8 protein-coding genes are annotated in these 17,419 nt (G+C 52.4%); all 8 read right to left on the bottom strand.

The genetic code is table 11. The features are described from left to right. Positions 1-81: 81 nt before the first annotated feature. The gene (locus HMPREF1487_RS23405) at positions 82-5,994 is read right to left on the bottom strand and encodes a DEAD/DEAH box helicase (RefSeq protein WP_010799253.1); all 5,913 of its coding nucleotides are present in this window, start codon (positions 5,992-5,994) and stop codon (positions 82-84) included. After that, positions 5,987-9,337, bottom strand: a complete 3,351-nt coding sequence (locus HMPREF1487_RS23400; RefSeq protein ID WP_010799252.1) for an STY4851/ECs_5259 family protein — start codon at positions 9,335-9,337, stop codon at positions 5,987-5,989. Before HMPREF1487_RS23400 ends, HMPREF1487_RS23405 begins: the two co-directional genes overlap by 8 nt. Positions 9,338-9,728: 391 nt before the next feature. After that, positions 9,729-11,579 (bottom strand): GmrSD restriction endonuclease domain-containing protein, encoded by a 1,851-nt coding sequence (locus tag HMPREF1487_RS23395; protein WP_256205775.1) that lies wholly within the window; start codon positions 11,577-11,579, stop codon positions 9,729-9,731. Between the two features lie 131 nt (positions 11,580-11,710). Beyond that, a complete protein-coding gene (locus HMPREF1487_RS23390; RefSeq protein ID WP_037031239.1) occupies positions 11,711-12,709 on the bottom strand; it encodes a 5'-nucleotidase in 999 nt (332 codons plus the stop codon). A gap of 43 nt (positions 12,710-12,752) precedes the next feature. Beyond that, positions 12,753-13,691 carry a hypothetical protein gene (locus HMPREF1487_RS23385; protein ID WP_010799249.1) on the bottom strand — a complete coding sequence of 313 codons (939 nt, stop codon included), beginning with the start codon at positions 13,689-13,691 and terminating at the stop codon, positions 12,753-12,755. Then, positions 13,688-14,428: a hypothetical protein gene (locus tag HMPREF1487_RS23380; RefSeq protein WP_010799248.1), complete on the bottom strand. Its 741-nt coding sequence runs from the start codon at positions 14,426-14,428 to the stop codon at positions 13,688-13,690. The genes HMPREF1487_RS23385 and HMPREF1487_RS23380 overlap by 4 nt, the downstream gene beginning before the upstream one ends. 183 nt (positions 14,429-14,611) lie before the next feature. After that, positions 14,612-15,784, bottom strand: a complete 1,173-nt coding sequence (locus HMPREF1487_RS23375) for a restriction endonuclease subunit S (RefSeq protein ID WP_010799246.1) — start codon at positions 15,782-15,784, stop codon at positions 14,612-14,614. Between the two features lie 8 nt (positions 15,785-15,792). Next, a complete protein-coding gene (locus HMPREF1487_RS23370) occupies positions 15,793-17,397 on the bottom strand; it encodes a type I restriction-modification system subunit M (protein WP_010799245.1) in 1,605 nt (534 codons plus the stop codon). Positions 17,398-17,419 lie beyond the last annotated feature (22 nt).

Genomic DNA, 17,419 nt, shown 5'->3' with positions numbered 1-17,419 from the left:
CGGGTTACCTGGTCGATTTTGATCGACGGCCCGCTTTCAAAAGCAGCGAGGGCTGAAGTCGACCGGAAATACAGGGCTACTTCAGACCTTCCCTAAGATCACTACTGCTGCCGGATTTTGAATATATCGATCCGTATACGTGAGCCGCGAGATTATGCCTGTATCAACACTGCTACTTAGTTGCTCATTTCCCTTGCATAGATGACTCCAGAACCGCTTGCCAAACTCAACAAATGGGCCGTTGAGTTCATCATGTATCTGGATGTCTGCAATATTATTTGCTTGAGACACGACGTCTATAGTGGCAGGAACGGTAACAGCCGTCAGGTTAATAGCCGGCTGCAAATGGGAGCGGACCACCAACTGGTCATTCTGATGCCAGCGGCTGCCGGGCACAGTTGCCGTCGTACTAGCTGTACCTAGTGTAGTAATGCCATTAGGAAGCACCACTTGGGCAGCAATTACACTGTTTGGCTTAGCATTGGCAGAGCATAGTTTTATGCCAAGAGCAGCTAAGCGCTGCAAATCCTGGCGGATTTCTGGCTCAAGGTCGCCCTCCGGAATTACAAGCACGACCTCTACATCGTCCAAAGATACGTAATTGACCAGTGCCTTACGAAATTGCGGCGCAGCCAGGTCCCATTCGGCTGTCTCCGAGGAGGTAAACAAGACGAGTTTCTTGGCCCCCTCATTGATAAGCCGCCTCAAAGCCTCCTCAAGGCTGCCTGGCTCATAGCGGCCATCGGTAAACGAAAGCTTATCTTCGTCTGCCAAGCCAACATGGTGGACAAAGTCCCTGCCCAGCCACTCAAGCGCAAGCTGTCGATCCAGCTTGTCATGATCATGCCGTGTTTGAGAGTCGAGGAGGCATTCGCTGCAGCCTGACTCACAGTGAGCACAGGCAAGCTTTTCAACCATGCCTCTCAACACTTCCTCGACATGGCGGGCCGCGCTGGTTGCAAAGCCTGCCCCTCCGCTAATTATGTCGTACAGCTGCACCACGCGTACAGACTGCCCATTTGCAAGCTTGGTCGGGCGCGTCGCATAACCAAGCTCGGAGGCTGACACACCTAGGATTGAGGCCAGCGATAGGCGCAAGGCAACAGCCAGCGTCATCGCAATGGTCCGCCCCTGTTCGGTATCTACTAGGTATTCACCACGCAAGGGGTGGTGCAAGGTAAGCTCAAACACGTCAGTAAACGCCGTTGCGCCCAACGTTACGTTAGACATAAGGCTACCGCTGCCCTGGCAGGCCAAGCGTTTGTTGTTCTGGTCTTTATCTTCTTTAGTAGGTCTAGGCGGATAATGAGTGCCCTCAGGTGACAAGCCCTGCGGGAATATGCCCTCCGGTAGCATGGACTCAGCACGTCCGCAGCTCATACAAAGCGCGAAGCCTGCGCCATGCTCTCCAGCACTATGGTGAAAGACCTGACCGCTTGTACCGTAAGCCATAAGGCCTACCTTGGGATTGGGTAGAGGCTTTTTCTCTGCGTTAACAAATACCCAGGCCGTTTCGACAGGAATAAACTTCTGGTGCTGGATGTTGTTAGAGGCGGTCTGATAGGCATCTGTGACAAACCCCGAGGGCTGAAGAACGCTTAGACGATTTTCAGGCTTAATAATGGCCTGACAGTCATTATTGGTGCAGGTTAACGCACCCGTCTTAACCAGGCCTTCTTCATACCCTAACTCACCGCAGACATCGCAGCGCCAGGCAATGTCCATTTTTTGTGCTTCATTAGTATTTGCATTCACATTATGCCAGTGCAGGGAGACGCCAGCAGATTTGAACACACGACCATCCAACACAATCTCGGCACCGGGTGCATATTCACGAATGGCAATGGAAAGATTTCGAGAGGGAAGCCCTTTATAGCGCGACACATTATCTTCGCGGTCGCGCTTTAGCTGACTTTCAGCATTCCGGTCACGAAGGTAGTCTTCGATTGTAAAGTTATCAAAATTGACAACATCTGTAGGAAAGCCATAGCCGGGTAAAAACGTTCGAGCGGAGAGGTCACGTAGGAGATACTCGTTACAGTGACGGGACTTTTCGATCTGAATGCGCTTAAGGTACGGACTTTGGGCCTTTGCCTGCTTTTCTTCAGCAAGTAGGTAGCGATAGCTATCCAACCAGCGGTCTTGCAGCGGCTTTAATTGGGCAATTGACTGCCGACGCAACTTCTCAGCAGGAAGACCTGCCAGCGCTGTTCTTATAACGAGGCGCTCAAGTGCATCGTCGATGTCGAGTTTGACCCGCGCCAGCCGCTCTAAAAAACGCGCGCATAGCGACTGTCCGCTCTCATCACTATAAAACCACTGGGTATTAAGATTGGTTTTCTCTGTCTGAGTGGAGCCGACAACGTTACACAAGAAATCGGCCAGAAGAAGCGAATTCACATGGCGCTGCACGAGCCGCTCAGAGTTCAAAGCCACTGCCGGTGCCGGTATCTTGGTCTCAAACGGCCAGCTGGGGTTGGCAAACACTTGCTGGTCGTGGGGGTTATGTTTGCACAGGGTGTAGGCGAGCGCTCGAGATTCTTTGCTTCGCCCCGCACGGCCAGCGCGCTGTAAGTAGTTGGCTGGATGCGGCGGAACGTTATTCATCACAACAGCTGAGATACCGCCGATATCTACTCCCATCTCCATGGTGGTAGAGCAGTTTAATACGTTAATTTGCCCTTTCTTGAACATGCCTTCATAGGAGCCAAGCCGCTCAGACGACTGCTGCGCAGAGTGCTCAGCAGTCCGGTAATAGAACCCTCCTTCTACCGCTCTGTCGTTGATGTCCGTCCAGAGGTTTCTCGACCGCAGCTCTTTTACCTGAGCATTTTGTCTTACCTCCTCTCGGATTAAGGCTAGACCAGGTAGATAGTCCTCTTGGGAGCGATCGAATTCCCAGACGCTTGGTAATTCGACAGGTTGAGCGACAAAGCTCTCCCGCTGCTCATTGCTGATCCGATCAAAGTTGAGATGCGTGGGTAGATAGGGCGTAAATCCCTTAAACGTAGTATCTAGCAACTTATTAGTAATAGGACAGATAAACGCCTTGTGCACTAAGGAGAACTCTATATGTTCCCTGGGCAGGTAATAGCGGTTTTCGTCAGACTTTAGCGTGGCGCCGGGTTTGGTCAGCTGCTTCCAAGCGGCCTTTAACCAGCTGTTAACTCTATCAACATCAGAGGGATTCCTAGGGTTTAGATCGGCTGCCATCAGCAACAGCTTGATTAGCCGCTGCGAGTAATTACCGCCTCGAATCTGCGGCCAACGCTTAACCCGGATCTCGTCGGACTCTTTTGACTCTGGATTACGTAAGGTTTTGGCTGAAAACCTACTGCCAATCCACTGGAGCCAGCCCTCATCAATCTGGATAAAGCTGTTCTCGCGCACGTAGAAATCCAGCGCAACCTTTAAGAAGTCCAGCCAGTCCTTGAGGGTTAGCCCCTTTTCTTCCCAATAAGTAGGCGTTTCGTGGATTTTATCCAGGCCCACATAGCCGACCTTTACAAGCCCTTGTGTTTCTAGGCTATTCTGCCGCTTAGGACGGCGCATAAACTCGCGAAACAGCAGCATTTCAGCTAGCTTGTAAGGGCCATCGGTTTCTTTGAAAATTTCAGGCTTTTGATACTGGTTATAGAGCAGCATTGAGCCCTTAAGATCTGCCTTTTGTTTAAGTTCGTTCGCCAGATCAGGCCATGGTAGGGAGACCAAGGTAGGGTTAGCTTTTTTGCCGCTAGAGACAGACAGCTGACCTTCTAGCGCTGCTATCTTTGCTTCAGCGTCGGTAATAAACTGAGCAGACATGCCAATATCACGGTAGCCGGCTAAGGTGTTTTTTTCTATCGCTATAATTTTTTCAAGCTTTTCGCGTTGCTCAGCGCTCATACTGGCGCCAATCAATTGATTATTACCTTGGCTGCGCTGATTCCAGCTTAGAATTTCTACCACCAGACCGCGCAATCGACTACGTTCAGCCTCTTGCTGCATCCGAACGGCCATGCGTGCTGTGCCCTGGCGGCTATCGGTAAACGTAATGAGCCTTCGCCCCCGTCCCGGCAGCGATTGCGGCCCGTAGTCGGATGCGGACTCATCGTCCTGATAATCCTGGCAGTACTCAAGAACCGTAGGTACGGCGTTGGCTACATAGAACGGTCCGCCCAACATAGCGCGGCGAAAGGGAAAGCTCTCCGCATAGCCACTGAATCGACAATGATGATTACTGCACTGCGCCTCAGTGTTATTAACCGCCAAGCGCACAAGCGTAGGGGAAACGCCAGAGGCTACCCCTGTCATCTTGTCAAAGTCAGCGCTGACGTAAGCGTCTCCGGCGTTGTCGGCTGACGCAATAACCAGAGGAGTTTTGATAGGAAGCGAAGCGCTATCGTTTGAAGAGGTGTCCTCTTCTCCAGGTATTTCAGCTTGTAGCGAGAACTCATCGCCACCGGAGCTCTCCCACTGGATGAGTTTGCCGCTCTTGTCCCGGGCTAGGAGATGAGGCTCATTGCAGTCGTTACAAAAAGCCAGTTCAAACACCGGACTTCCACAGGTACAGGTCTGCCGCTGGCTTACGTAAACATAACCAAAAGGCCAGTTTTCCGTTAGTGTCGTTTCTCGTTTGGCTGAGCAGTATTTGTCAAAGCATGCCCAGAGCCCATGAGTAGTACGCTGAAAGAAGTGTGCACGAAGCTTAAGAAAAGCGGCATCTTTAGCGGACGGCCGGGTACCTGAACACAGATCCAGCCAACGCAACACATCACCCTGGGTCAGCGACCCGTCGGTGCGCTGGTTCATTTGGTGGGTTATTTCAGTTAGCTTTAGCGGTTTGCCGGTGTTTACCAACAGGTCGCGTAGCGTGCGAGCCTGTGGCGAGTGCACAAGCGCCTCATAGCGTTTAGCATGGATGTCAGAGTCAGCTCCGTCTGCTTCAGACATCGCCTCCAGTACCTCAAGCGAGACAGGCGTCTGCTGGCAGGGGGCAAGGGTAGGAACGATGCGCTGGCCGCCTAAGACATCAATCTGCGTGACCGGTACCCCCGAGAGATCAGACAAGAATTGCTTGAGCTGCTCCGCTGCCTCGGCGCCCGCAATGGTGGCTGAGGTTGCAACAAATCGAACCTCTTGAGGTGTAACCCCAAAAGCGGTCATCACTCGCCTGAGTTGCAAGGCCAGCTCGGCCGCCTGTGAGCCTACATAGGTGTGAGCCTCGTCCAAAACGATCCAGCGCAGCGATTTTTGTGCTTTGGAAATTCGTACAATAGGCGCATCGACCTGACGCACCATCATGTACTCAAGCATTGTACCGTTGGTTACCAAAATGGGAGCAGGCTCTTCTCGCATCAATTCACGAGACAGGATCTCATTAGGCTTTAGCGCTTGCTCGCTACGCACTTTTGCCCTTAGCTCTTCGGTGTTTCCGTTGTAAAGACAGTAGCGAATACCTGAGCCAAAGCCTTGCGTCCACGCGTATAAACGCTCACGCTGAGAGTTGATCAAGGCGTTGAGGGGATAGAGAAACAATGCCCGCACGCCTACGAGGGGCTTTTTACCGCCCTTATGATACTCCCGGTAGAGATCATCTAATACCGGAACCATAAAGCATTCAGTCTTACCTGAACCGGTACCGCTGGTCACCACAACTGATCGTTTCTTGTCTAGTAACGCCCTCCAGCTCGCCAGCTGGTGGGTAAAGGGTTTCCAATCAGCCCCAAAGCGATAGCGGCCGTTAGCCTTGCCATCTAACGAGGCGACGATTTCTGGACTGAGCAGCTTTTCGTGGGTGGCAAGCTCTGTCATGGACAGCGCTGACTCCTCCCAACCAAAGGTTTGTTCAAACAAGGGCGGTGCTAGAAACGAGCCCTCTGTTCCGCACTCCGCACGCATCAGACCCGTCAGGTGCTGGCGCAGCCCCGGATGAGTAATACTTAAGATGCTTAGGGTAGATTCGGTCGTACGTGAAAGCGCCTGGTCTACTAGCGTGGAAAAATACTTACTCATTTACCAGCACCGCCTTATCCGGGTTCATAACATTGTTCAGCAAGCAATATTGATAAAGCGAGTTGAACCAGTTCGAGTCAAAATCGCGGATCTGGCGCAGAAAAAAGATCGCCTCGGCATGATCCGCAAATACCTCATCAAATCGAGCTCTACCACTGGCAACTGCAGCGGCAAAGATTGGCAGGTAGACAACGGCCTTACGAAAGTCCATTTCAGGCGTAAACGCGAGTACCGAGTCCGCTTGCGTGTTATGCCAACGCTCCAGTGGCTGGCCACCAAAGCTAGGCCACTCTGCCTCACTTCGCTCACGGATAAGCTCTTGGTACCAGCCGACCACGATGTTTCTAAAAAGGGCTGGAGGGATCTGAATGTCTTGCCCGACCGGGCGATTGAGCAGATAACCCTGCACATTTTTTCCATACGTGGGATAGATTTGCTCAAGCCGCGAGAGCAGGTTGTCCATCAAGTTATTCACTGCGTTTGGATCAACCCCTTTTTCAGCAAGCACGTCGGCAAAGCGGCTAGCGGCTTGTTTAATGTCCTTTACCGGCAAACACTCCCATAACAAAGGAAATTCCGCCTCAAGGCGTCCTAAAAAAACCGTGTTCATTTCAAACTTGAACAGCGCCATGGCAAGGGCTCGCGTGTTGGACACTAGCGCTTTCCAGACTTCAAAGGTCGCCAGAGGCAGATAACCATAGCCCTCATACAGCGCGCGCAAAAACTGCCAACCGCTGTGCATTGGATTAATGGCCATGGCGTTTAGCACAGGTGTAAACGAGCTGACCACAGCGGTATGGTCGAACGTGAGCACCGCTTTTTGCAGGCTTTGGACGTCGTCGAAAGCGGATACGGGCTCCCACCCTCCTGCGATAAACAAGGGACGGAAGGCTACTGATGAACCCGCCTTTGGCACCATCAGCCAGGGTCCATCGCGCTCAATGAGCGCAGGCAGCTCAAATTCGCCCGTGGGCACGCCTTCACTTGTGCGTGAGCGCAAGGAAACTGAGCTGCGAAACGGATCATGTAACAGCATCAATTCAGGTTCAGGCAGCGCCACACCACTGTCATTTAGGGTTGAGGAGTACACCACCTGGCGCTCCCGATCCAAGCGCATATCGGTTGAATAGTTGCGTATGCGAAAGCACTCATCATAACCACTACCAAAAATCCTGAGTTCAACGGCTTGGTCGATCCCTGAGTGCAGCGACAAAAGATCGATAATTTGCTCTTTGAGGTTGAACAAACTTATCTCAAGCGGCTTATCAGACGCGGTATAGGACCAGGTGTAACGGGCATTTCGTGCAGTGTTACCTTTAAGCGCTAGTTCCAAGCCGTAGCGCGTAGGTACTCCGCCCCGACCAAACAAATACAATCGGGCGCCCAGTAGCTCCTCAATGCAGAAGTTACGCTTCAAGGGTTTGCCAGAGGCGCCTATAGCGAGAAAACCTGCATTAGGAAATGGCAGCTCGATCTCCACGGGATCGGCCAGCAGGCTAGGTGTGACCAGCAACCGCACCTTTACAGGTGGAAAGGCACCGGCTGACAGTTTGAGTTCGGTATGATCGCTATGCTTGAATTTCTTGACCTGCACAGAGGCATCGTCTATTTGAAACAAGCAGTTTTGCTGCGTATAGATCAAGACGCTGCCCTGCCCAGGGGCTTCACCGCTTCGTAATTCAAGGCGAAAATCGGCCGGTAGAATACCAGCTTTGCGACGCAGCAAGGTGTCACCGGCGTGATTGCGGACCGACACATAATGGGCGCCAAGCATGTCTTGCAATATACCGCTGCCTGGTTTTTTTCCCGCAATGTATAGCTCGCTTCCCTGCTGTTGCTGCTCGCCCGAGCCTGCGGGCCAACGTACTCTTGGCAGGCCAATAAAGCTTAAAGCAGGCCTTGTAGGCCAGTACAGCAGGGACCCGGTTAGCTCAAGATCCAGACCAGAACCTGCGGTATGACCAAGACGTATGCGATAGGACTCCTCACATTGGACCTGCAGCTGGGCTCGCCCTTGGGCTCTTACTGTTGGCAGCCCACAGATGGCTGAGGCTTCGGCTATGGAAGCTTCACCGGTGCCCTCGACTACGCTAATGGAGGCTCCCTGGGGCATCACTAACATGAGGTCAGCCTTGGCAGTTGTAAATGAGGCCTGGCCGCAGAGCTGCCAGCGTCCATCTCCCTGCTCAAACCCCAATGGTGCGTCTCCTAGCGCGACAGAGCTTGCCTCAATAGGCAGACTTGCCATCACCAATCCACCCGCCAGCGCCACCAGGTGCAGTTGGGCAGTACAGTCCTGCCGGCGCGCTATGACCTCCCGCTGACGAAGCCTTATACGAGCCAAACCATTATCGACGGTGGCATAGCCAGAACCTATTGAGGCAATGGCTTTTTCGCCCTCAAAGATCTCGAGCTCAAACCGTGTGGTAGACGCAGGCACCTCTAGTCGAAACGCCACCTCGGCAGGCATTGAGAGTTGCACCTTTAAAACATCCGGCAGGCCTTCGTCCCAGAAGTGTCTGCAAGCCCAGCCATTAGCCGGTTTACGCTGTTTTTTGCCTTCTTCCGTTGCGGTTTTCAAGAGCCCGTTTAGCAGTTCATTTCCGGTCTGGTTGTCGAGCGGCAGTGGAAACAGCTCTCGCCACTTGGGATTCATAGCATCCAACCGCGCAACCGGCTCATTGGTCTCGGTCAGCGTATAGTCGCGTACCAGCGCAACCAGCTGATCGGTCATATGAGCAATCAGTTCTACAGACGTAGGCGAAGAGAATGCTTGGGGTAGCGTGGTTTTCTCAAGGTGCTGCCGCGCCTGTTGCAGAGTAGTAAAGCCCATCAAATGGCACTGATCGTAATGCTTTAGAATTCGATCAAAGAGGACTTGGAAGCGGCTGCCCTCCTCTCGTAACACCTGGAATGGGAGCCCGCCTTCGCTAAACAAGGAGCCTAGAAAATCTCGGCGCTCAGACTCTATAAACGAATGGATAGGCCGCTTCCAGTAGCCTTCTAGCCCTTTGGGGATGGCCGTGCTTAACTCCGCCGCGGATAGCCTAAACTCTAGCGCAGTCCAGATAGGTTCCCAGCTCCATCCGCAACTGCTCTGGTATTCACGGCGATACCACTCAGAGCCAAAGAGCACGAGACAGGCGCATGCAGCCAGATCCCTAACGCTCCCATTAGAGCCCGCGGCAGCCTTTAATACCTGTTTAAGGTCAAGGTACTCGGCGTAGCTGCAGTGATACTCATAGAGGCCACGCCCATCAGCAGTCTGTAAACCACGACGTTGCAGAAAGGAATTGAGCCAGGCTGCGCATTTAAAAACGGAAGATCCACTCGACTTTAACAAATCAGATCCCTCTAATCTTGGACGTCTGCTAGCCTGGCGAACCAGACTACAGGACAAAACGGCAGTAGGCCGGTAGTTGGGGCTAGCGGTAGGTAATTACCAGAGTTGAGATAAACGGTGGACACTGTTGAGGAGGTGGACTTAATCGCTTTTTAACCAACATCCCTATAGCTTCCTTACAAGCGTCTGTTTATCATTGGTTAAGCATGTTGCGTGCCAAACCTTAATATCTCTTAAATTCAATAATTTAACTATATTCGATACACTTTGGCGTTTCGTTGCGTAAGAGAGCTTACCTTTGGGTAATATTATTTATCCCATGTTCTAATGAAACAGCCTGGCTATAGTTTAGTCTTAGGTTGCCTGCTTGCTCTTTAGGCGAAGAGCACCCTTACAGGGACTTGTAATAATGCTTTATTTTTTGGGCCATCTTTTTACGCCGCTCGACCAGAAAGTCTTCAAAGGCATCAATCTCATAGGCTTCAATCTGCTCTGGTAGGCAGTTGTCTAATAGGTTAGTTTTCAGTGCTTCTAGGGAGGTCATCGCGCCAAAATACGGTATGCCCGTTGTGCACTGCTCAAGAACCTTTGACATGTAGGTAACTGGTGCCGTATCACTGATCTTGATGTTGATTTCCTGCTGTACGTATACGTAATTGGCTACCTGGTTGTATTTGCTTTTCGCAAGCCCGTGCTGCTTTAGAAAGTTCTGTGGAAAAATATGGTGGATATCACCGTGATGGGTCAGCATGTCCAGTACGGTAATATCCTTGGACAAAAAGCCCCTATTCCCCTGATTGGCCTGCGCTGCCCAGAATACCTTGATAGCCGGAGCGTTGATGGATGAGGTGGTTAACGACTGAGGCAAGCCAAAATCCCAAAACGCATCTGACATTTCTGCTGCCTCGATCTCATCCAACACCTCATGGATGTCACGCTCATGTACAGACTTGATATCTCTATCAAAGCGCGACTCAGGCGATCCAGAGTAGCGTCCGGTGAGCAGCGACATTACGAACCAGCGGCGAACCCAGCTCTCAATACTAGGGTTGTTGCCTAAGTCACGCTTAAGCTTGAGGTACAGCACATAGGCAAAGTTGAGTGCGTTAATCGACCCAATCATGGATCTGTCTACAAACCCTGCCGAGCGAATAATCATCAGGAAGCGCTGGAAGTGAGTTTCATTAATGAACTCCAGCACGCCCTCAGAAAGAGTCTTGAAAGACACCTCTTCTATGTGCTTTTCATAGGTGCGGGTTTCAAAGTTACGGCCTGATAGCAGTCCAACCAAATCCGCCAACCGTCCACGGTTAAACTGGGTTGTGAAGGCTACTCGCAACATATCTGAATAACTCGGATCGTAGAGGTCATCATTTTCGTTACGTAGCCAGCGCATGGCCTTGAAATAGTCGGTCTGCACAAAGGCTTTGTCGTTGTTTTCGATATGCGCATAGAACTCTGGTGCAATGGACAGGTGACAGAAGTAGTCGATGGCCTTGCGCAGGGTATTGCCCTTAAACTCTTCGTTAGCAGCAATTTTTGACATGGCGAAGTCCGCCTGACTCAGCACCACGCCCTTTGAGTTGATGCGAATAAATATCTCGGTCACCGTCTCGATATCCAGATCCGCTGCCAGCTCAATCAGACCGATCTGCTTCTTGGTGATATCGCACAATTTATCCAGCCGCTCGTAAACCAGATCCTCATTGACGTCAGGATTCGCCAGCAGATAATCCTTTGCAACCTTATGAGCTTTAAGCTCACCACTGACTATTGGTGCGATATCGGCAAACCAAGCTTTGTCTTTTTCTATAGCAGGGTTACTTACCTCAAAGCGCTCTTCCATTGGGTTAAAGGCGATGCGGATGCGTATTTGCTGGTAATCCTTATTGATTACCTGTTGCCCTGCGATGGCTGCCGTTAAAGCGGTTACACGCTGCTGACCATCAATCAGTACCTTCTTACCTTCTGCAAGCGAGCCGTCCTTCAGCCTCACGGTTGGGTTGCGCCAGGCGATGATGTAGCCCACCGGGAAACCCTGGTACAGGCTGTCCATTAGATCGCGTACTTTAGTGGCGTCCCAGACGAAGGGTCGTTGAATTTCCGGAATGGCGATCTCGCCAGACTTTACCCAGCTCAACAGGGTTTCAATCAGATGCTGGTTGACAGAGTACTTTTGGGACGACATAGACAACATCCTTGTTGGGAATACTTTTACAATGTGAAAGCTGGTAGCAGTCAAACAGTCAGCGAAGAATTCCAGCCGCCCTCGCCAACGCCATAGCGAATTATCCTAACCATCTGCTCGACCGCCGCCCGCTCAATCGACTTCAAGGCACCTTGGAGTGATGGCTGCAAATGACTTTTGTACCTTCAGCTAGCGGCCAATGCTGGCGAAACTTGAGCTGATGCAGGCCTCAAACTGCCAAGCGCAGAACCGCTCAAATAAGGCACCTTTCCGGACGGCACCAAAGTAGCTGCGGCTTCAAGATGCACATCCTGATCATCAAAAAAGATGTGCGGATTGAAGGCGCTGAGCACCTTGGGTTTACCGACGCCGCCGAGGAAAAAAGCCTCGTCAACGTACACGCCCCACGCACGTAACGTGTTAATGACGCGCATTTCCGATGGGGAATTTCGGGCGGTGACGATGGCAATTCTGATCGGTGAATCTTTACCACCCATAGGGAGGCGATCCTGCAGCTTGGCCAGTTTTTTCAGTAGGCTGGCGTAGGGCCCCTCTTCCATAGGGGTATGTTGAAGGGCATCTTCCTGCGCCAGAAAAGCTTCCAGACCTTGGGTCTTGTAGACCAGCTCGCTGGCGTCGGAGAACAGCACGGCGTCCCCATCAAAGGCGATGCGAACCTGGCCTTCGGGGATTTGCGGAGCGTTAGCCGGCGGCGCCTTGAGGATCGCCGCAGCACATTGGCGGGAGTCGATGACCCTCTGTGCATCCTCCACATTGGTAGTGAGGAACAGGTCTACATCGAAGGCATCCATGTAGTCGGCCACCGACTCGCCGCCAGTAAAAGCCGAGCGGGTGATCGCCAGCTGGTCACGGCGAATGGTCTTGAGCACACGGATGCCAGTATCCGGGCTGTTGCGCGACATCACCACCACCTCGACCAACGGGGATACGTCGCTGCTTTTCATATGCCGGTTGAGGCCGAGCAGCGCTTTGACCAAGTGATAACCAGTACCGGGCTTCAACGGCTCGTCCTCATGCTCCTGCATATAGCGGCGGTAGTTATCGATCACGCTTTCAGGATCAGCTTCCAATGCTGCCTTGAACATCAGATCGGACTTGCTCATGTCGAACAGAGCGGTGGCCGAGATGCCTACTACCAAGGTGTTACTCAGATCCAATGCCATATCAAACTCTTCCGTGTACTCTCGCCGCGCTACAATGCATTCATCATGCAGCCAGGAAACGAATTTCCGAGACATCCTCATTGAGTAATGCAACAGCCTGAGGATAGCTGGCCGTAAACTCCAGCATACTGGTCTGGTATTCGATGGCTGGGGCTGCTGTCTTACGATACTCAAGAAAGGAAATGATGTTGTCACCCGCTTCTTGCGTTAGCTGCTCGATCCACTCCTGATTAGCAGCAATGGATTTGATAATAACCGTATTCATCTGCAGCCAATCCGCTTGCAACTCTTGCAGCACCCTAATGGCGTACTTCTCACCCGCCGTACGCTGCTGTACATATGCCTGTAGGAAACCGAGATACATCATGCGTTGCTGCAGGCTTTGCAGCACACTGAGGGATGCAACGAAGTCTTTGCCAGTGGCACCTGCCGCCGCCCGGTTCAATGTCAGTTTGGTTATCTCATACTGGTCTCGGATCTCTCGAACCTGACTCCTGAGCCCTTGCAGGTCGCCCTGCTCGCCAGACTGCTGGACCGTCCAAAGCACAGAGCTGAAGCTTGCGTTGTCACGCATCTCTTCCCGTGCCTTGGCATCACGAGCCATCTCGATCAGCATATCGAGCTTTTCCGACTGTTGAGTCAACTGCTCGGAAATGCCATTGAGCTTTTTACAAACAATCGCAAAGCCGGCAACCGAAACAGCCAAATTCAATCCGGACAGCGCCACATTCGCGTACTGCAGGTTTTGCAGCACTCCCAAGGACTCCTGCGCGCCACCCAGCGCCTCCTGAAGGCGGGCAATCTGCTCTGATGCTTGCTCGGCGTTACTTGGAAACTGCAAATGGGCAACTATCTGTCCGCCCTTGGGATGGCCTGCGGCATACCTAACAACGCCCCCCCATACCTGATAAAGCCCAGAGCGAATACCCTCAACAATCTCCGGCGCGGAGCTAAGGGTCCTGGCAAGAATTTCAGCGCTCATAAACATGCCCTCAACCTGGATTCAAAATCGTCATGATCGGCAGCAACAACAGCAGCGCGGATACGCGCAATATGGACGACAATCGTGGTCAGCCCTTCTAGTTCTGGCCGAGATTTATTTTTCAGTGCCAAAACACCTGCAGTGACAGCACCAACCGCCGTAAGCGGGAGTGCTGTCAACATGCCGGCTGCAGCAACTGTACTCAGCGCACCAGTAAGCAGGCTGCCCCCGGCAGCGCCTAAACCCAGCTTTCCTAGTGGCCCGAGCAAAGAGGTGAATGAGGTGTTAAGCCGCGCCCGGCCAAACCATGATCCACTGGCTGTTTGACTTTCAGACTCATCCTGCTCTGCCAGTTTTTTAACCAGCATTTCAAGAACTTTTTCCTCAATGCCTGAGGTGGTATCAGACTTGCCGAATTTGACCTTCAGTTCATCGGCAACATCCCGAACAACCTCGTCGTAACTGACTGGCTCGCCTCGACGCAGCAAGCTGGCAAGACTGACACTGCCCAGCGCACGAATCTCGTAAGCGATTTCGTTGACCGCCTTGTACAGCTCTCCTTGCGCATGGCTGCGGGCTAGGCTCTTCCTCGCAGCGTCATCACCTAGCAGGCGATCGTTTGTCTTATCCAGCAGAATTTCGGTAATCGCTACCAGCTCATCCGGTGTCGCTAGCTGCAGCAATTCTTCCAGCGGGATATGCCTTCTAATTAAAGGCCGATTTTCGTTATTGCTCATACATAGATCCCTTTCCGTACTACATAATCGATAAAGGTTGCAGTTCGCAGCTAGGCCGTTAAACCGTCTCCCGTCAGCGGCAATTGCCAGTCATGGCTTCGTCGATGGGAACGCCGGTGGTGGCGCTGTAGCCGCGGAAATGGGTGAGCTTGACGGACTTGAGGCGCATGAGGATTTCCTTATCTATAGCTGGCCGGAGAAGGCTTTTTGACTGAGTGAAAGAAACAACTCTTCTTCTGCTCCAGCAGCTGCTTTTTTCTGAAAATCGATCACGGCACGTCTGATGACGCTGTATTTGAGCTGAAGCTCAACTGGAGGTAATGGAAAAGCAAGCTCCTTCAAATCAGAACTTCTAATATGAATCTGTGTACTACCAACGGAAATCTTTTTAAACTCCTGCCGAAAACCATCATGGTTAGAAAGTGCAACCAAGTATCCAGCATGTAGCTCTTCGAGTTTTACAGAAAACCCATATGCACCTTGCGAAAGCAGATATGTATCCGTCTCATAATCAGACAAATCAGCCATCAAACCGATACTGGGGCCAGATGGCACCAGATCCCTTAATGTGATAGCAACACAACCTCTGCCAACAAGGGAGCCTTTTTTCGCTTCAGCAAATTCATTCGACACGAAGGTCTTCTTTGACTCGTCTAGAACTATTTTTCCCTGCTGATGAATTGCCCCCTTATGAAGCACTGGAAAACCACTATCAGTAAAATCATCAGGTTTTATTGACGCTCCACCTTTCCAATCCTTCGTGATCGACGCAAGAGTCTTAACCTCCCACCCCTTCGGATTGGTCACCGGGTCGCCGAACATGTCCAGAAACACAGCGCGGAGAAAGTCGTCGGCGAGCTGGATGGCTTGCTGGCGTTTACGGCGGATGGCGTCGGCCTTGTCTAGGATGGCGGCGATGCGCTTTTGTTCGGGTAGGGTTGGGAGAGGGATTTCATGCTGCCAAAACAGTTGCATGGACACTCGCGGCATTTTTGCACCGGCCACCTGGGAGCTCACCCAATCGACAAAGCTTTTTGAACGTAAATAGTAGGCTAGATATTTACGATCAAGTCGCTGAGGATCTGGAAGCATCGGCACCAATTCAGTAGTTGCCACCCCCCTCTCGTCAGGAAGGACTACTTTATTCAGATATGGACGAAGCTTGGAATAAAGAACATGTCGTTCATCAAAGCCATGTGTGGAGCTACCAGCTTCTGAAACAGGCGCAATGATTTTTTCCAGAACATTGCCTGTGTCTGCCTCTACCTGATCCAGATTTAGTGTCCATACCTCGTCACTTGTGGAAAAGGCATGTTTGTTCGCCTTTGCAGGCGCAACATCGCCTAATTTAACCATCGGCCAACTCACAGCATCCCCTCCAGCTCATCCAGATCCGCCAAGATCTCCTGCTCCAGCCCTTTGAGCCGTCGCAGAATCACCTTCGGGTCCTCGTACTGCTCCTGCTGGTACTCCACTTCCTTGTAGCGGTTGATGGAGAGGTCGTATTTGTTGGCAGCGATGTCTTCGGCCGGCACGACAAAGGACTTCTTGCGCTTGTCGCCGAACAGGGTATTGATGGTGTTGGCGCTGACGTTGTTTTCCACCATCTGCCGGTATTTGTGCCACTGGGCGATGGCGTCGGGCAGGTCGTTACTGCCCTCACCTTTCAGCTCGGTGCGTTTGTCGTCCAGCGAGTAGCCGTCGGCTTGCAGATCATAGAACCATACGCGCTCGGTGGTGCCGCCCTTGGTAAAGATGAGGATGGCGGTGCTGACGCCGGCGTAGGGTTTGAACACGCCACTGGGCAGGCTAACAATGCCTTCGAGCTGGTTGTTTTCCAGTAGCTCCCCGCGTAGTTGCTGGTGGGCCTTGCTGGAGCCGAACAGCACGCCGTCCGGCACGATCACGGCGGCGCGACCACCGAGCTTGAGCGATCGCAGGATATGGGCTACAAACAGCAACTCGGTCTTCTTGGTTTTCACCAGGCCGAGCACGTCGGGGTTGGTGTTGGTTTCGTCCAGGCTGCCTTTGAACGGCGGGTTAGCCAGTATCACGTCAAAGAAGTCCTGTTCCTGACGCGGGTAGTGCTCCTTGATGGATTTACTCAGGGAGTCCTGGTAGCGGATGTTCGCGCCGTTCACCCCATGGAGCATCATGTTCATGCTGGAGACGCGCAGCATGGTGGTGTCAAAATCGAATCCCCAGAACATGTGCTTGTTGATGTGCTCGCGGTAGGGCTCCAGCAGGTCGCCTGAGTAATGCAGGTTGCCGTCTTCGTCGGTAAAGGTGCCATCCGGGCTGGAGTATACGCGGTTGAGGTATTCCATAGTGCGCGCAAGAAAGCCCGCCGTGCCGCACGAAGGGTCACAGATCACCTCGTTCGGCTGCGGGGCGATCAGCTCGATCATGGCGTCGATGATGTGGCGCGGTGTACGGAACTGGCCGTTGATGCCGGCAGTGGTGAGCTTGCTTAGCAGGTATTCGTAGATATCGCCCTTCACGTCGCTCTGGGTCAGGGGCAGCCCGTCCACCATGGCTACAGCGGAAACCAGAACAGACTCGTTCTTAATTTCAAGATCGGCGTCTTGCATGTACTCGCCAATATGGCCCAGGGCCTCTAGCGCACTGCCCTCTTCGCCTAGGCCGTCCACCTGGTCAGATTGCTGGCCCAGTCTGGCAAAATAGGGATAGACCTTTTGCTTAAGATGGCCATGGAGCTCTCTACCGCTCAGGTTCTTGAAGTTCTTCCAGCGCAGCAGCTGCCCCTCTGGCGTATCGGGAAAAAGCCGGTCAACTTTTTTGCCGGTACGCTTGGCTTTACGCTCAGCTACCTCTTCTTGCATATCAAGCATGCGGGCAAACATGAGGTAGCTGATCTGCTCAATCACGGTCAGGGGGTTGGTAATTCCGCCCGTCCAGAATTTTTCCCACAGTTTGTCAATGTCGTTACGAATCGTGCCAGTGAGCATGAGGTCTCTCAGTACTGCTTAA

The organism is Pseudomonas sp. HPB0071, assembly GCF_000478505.2.
Classification (GTDB): Bacteria; Pseudomonadota; Gammaproteobacteria; order Pseudomonadales; family Pseudomonadaceae; genus Chryseomonas; species Chryseomonas luteola.
This window is presented reverse-complemented; position numbering and strand designations above follow the sequence as displayed.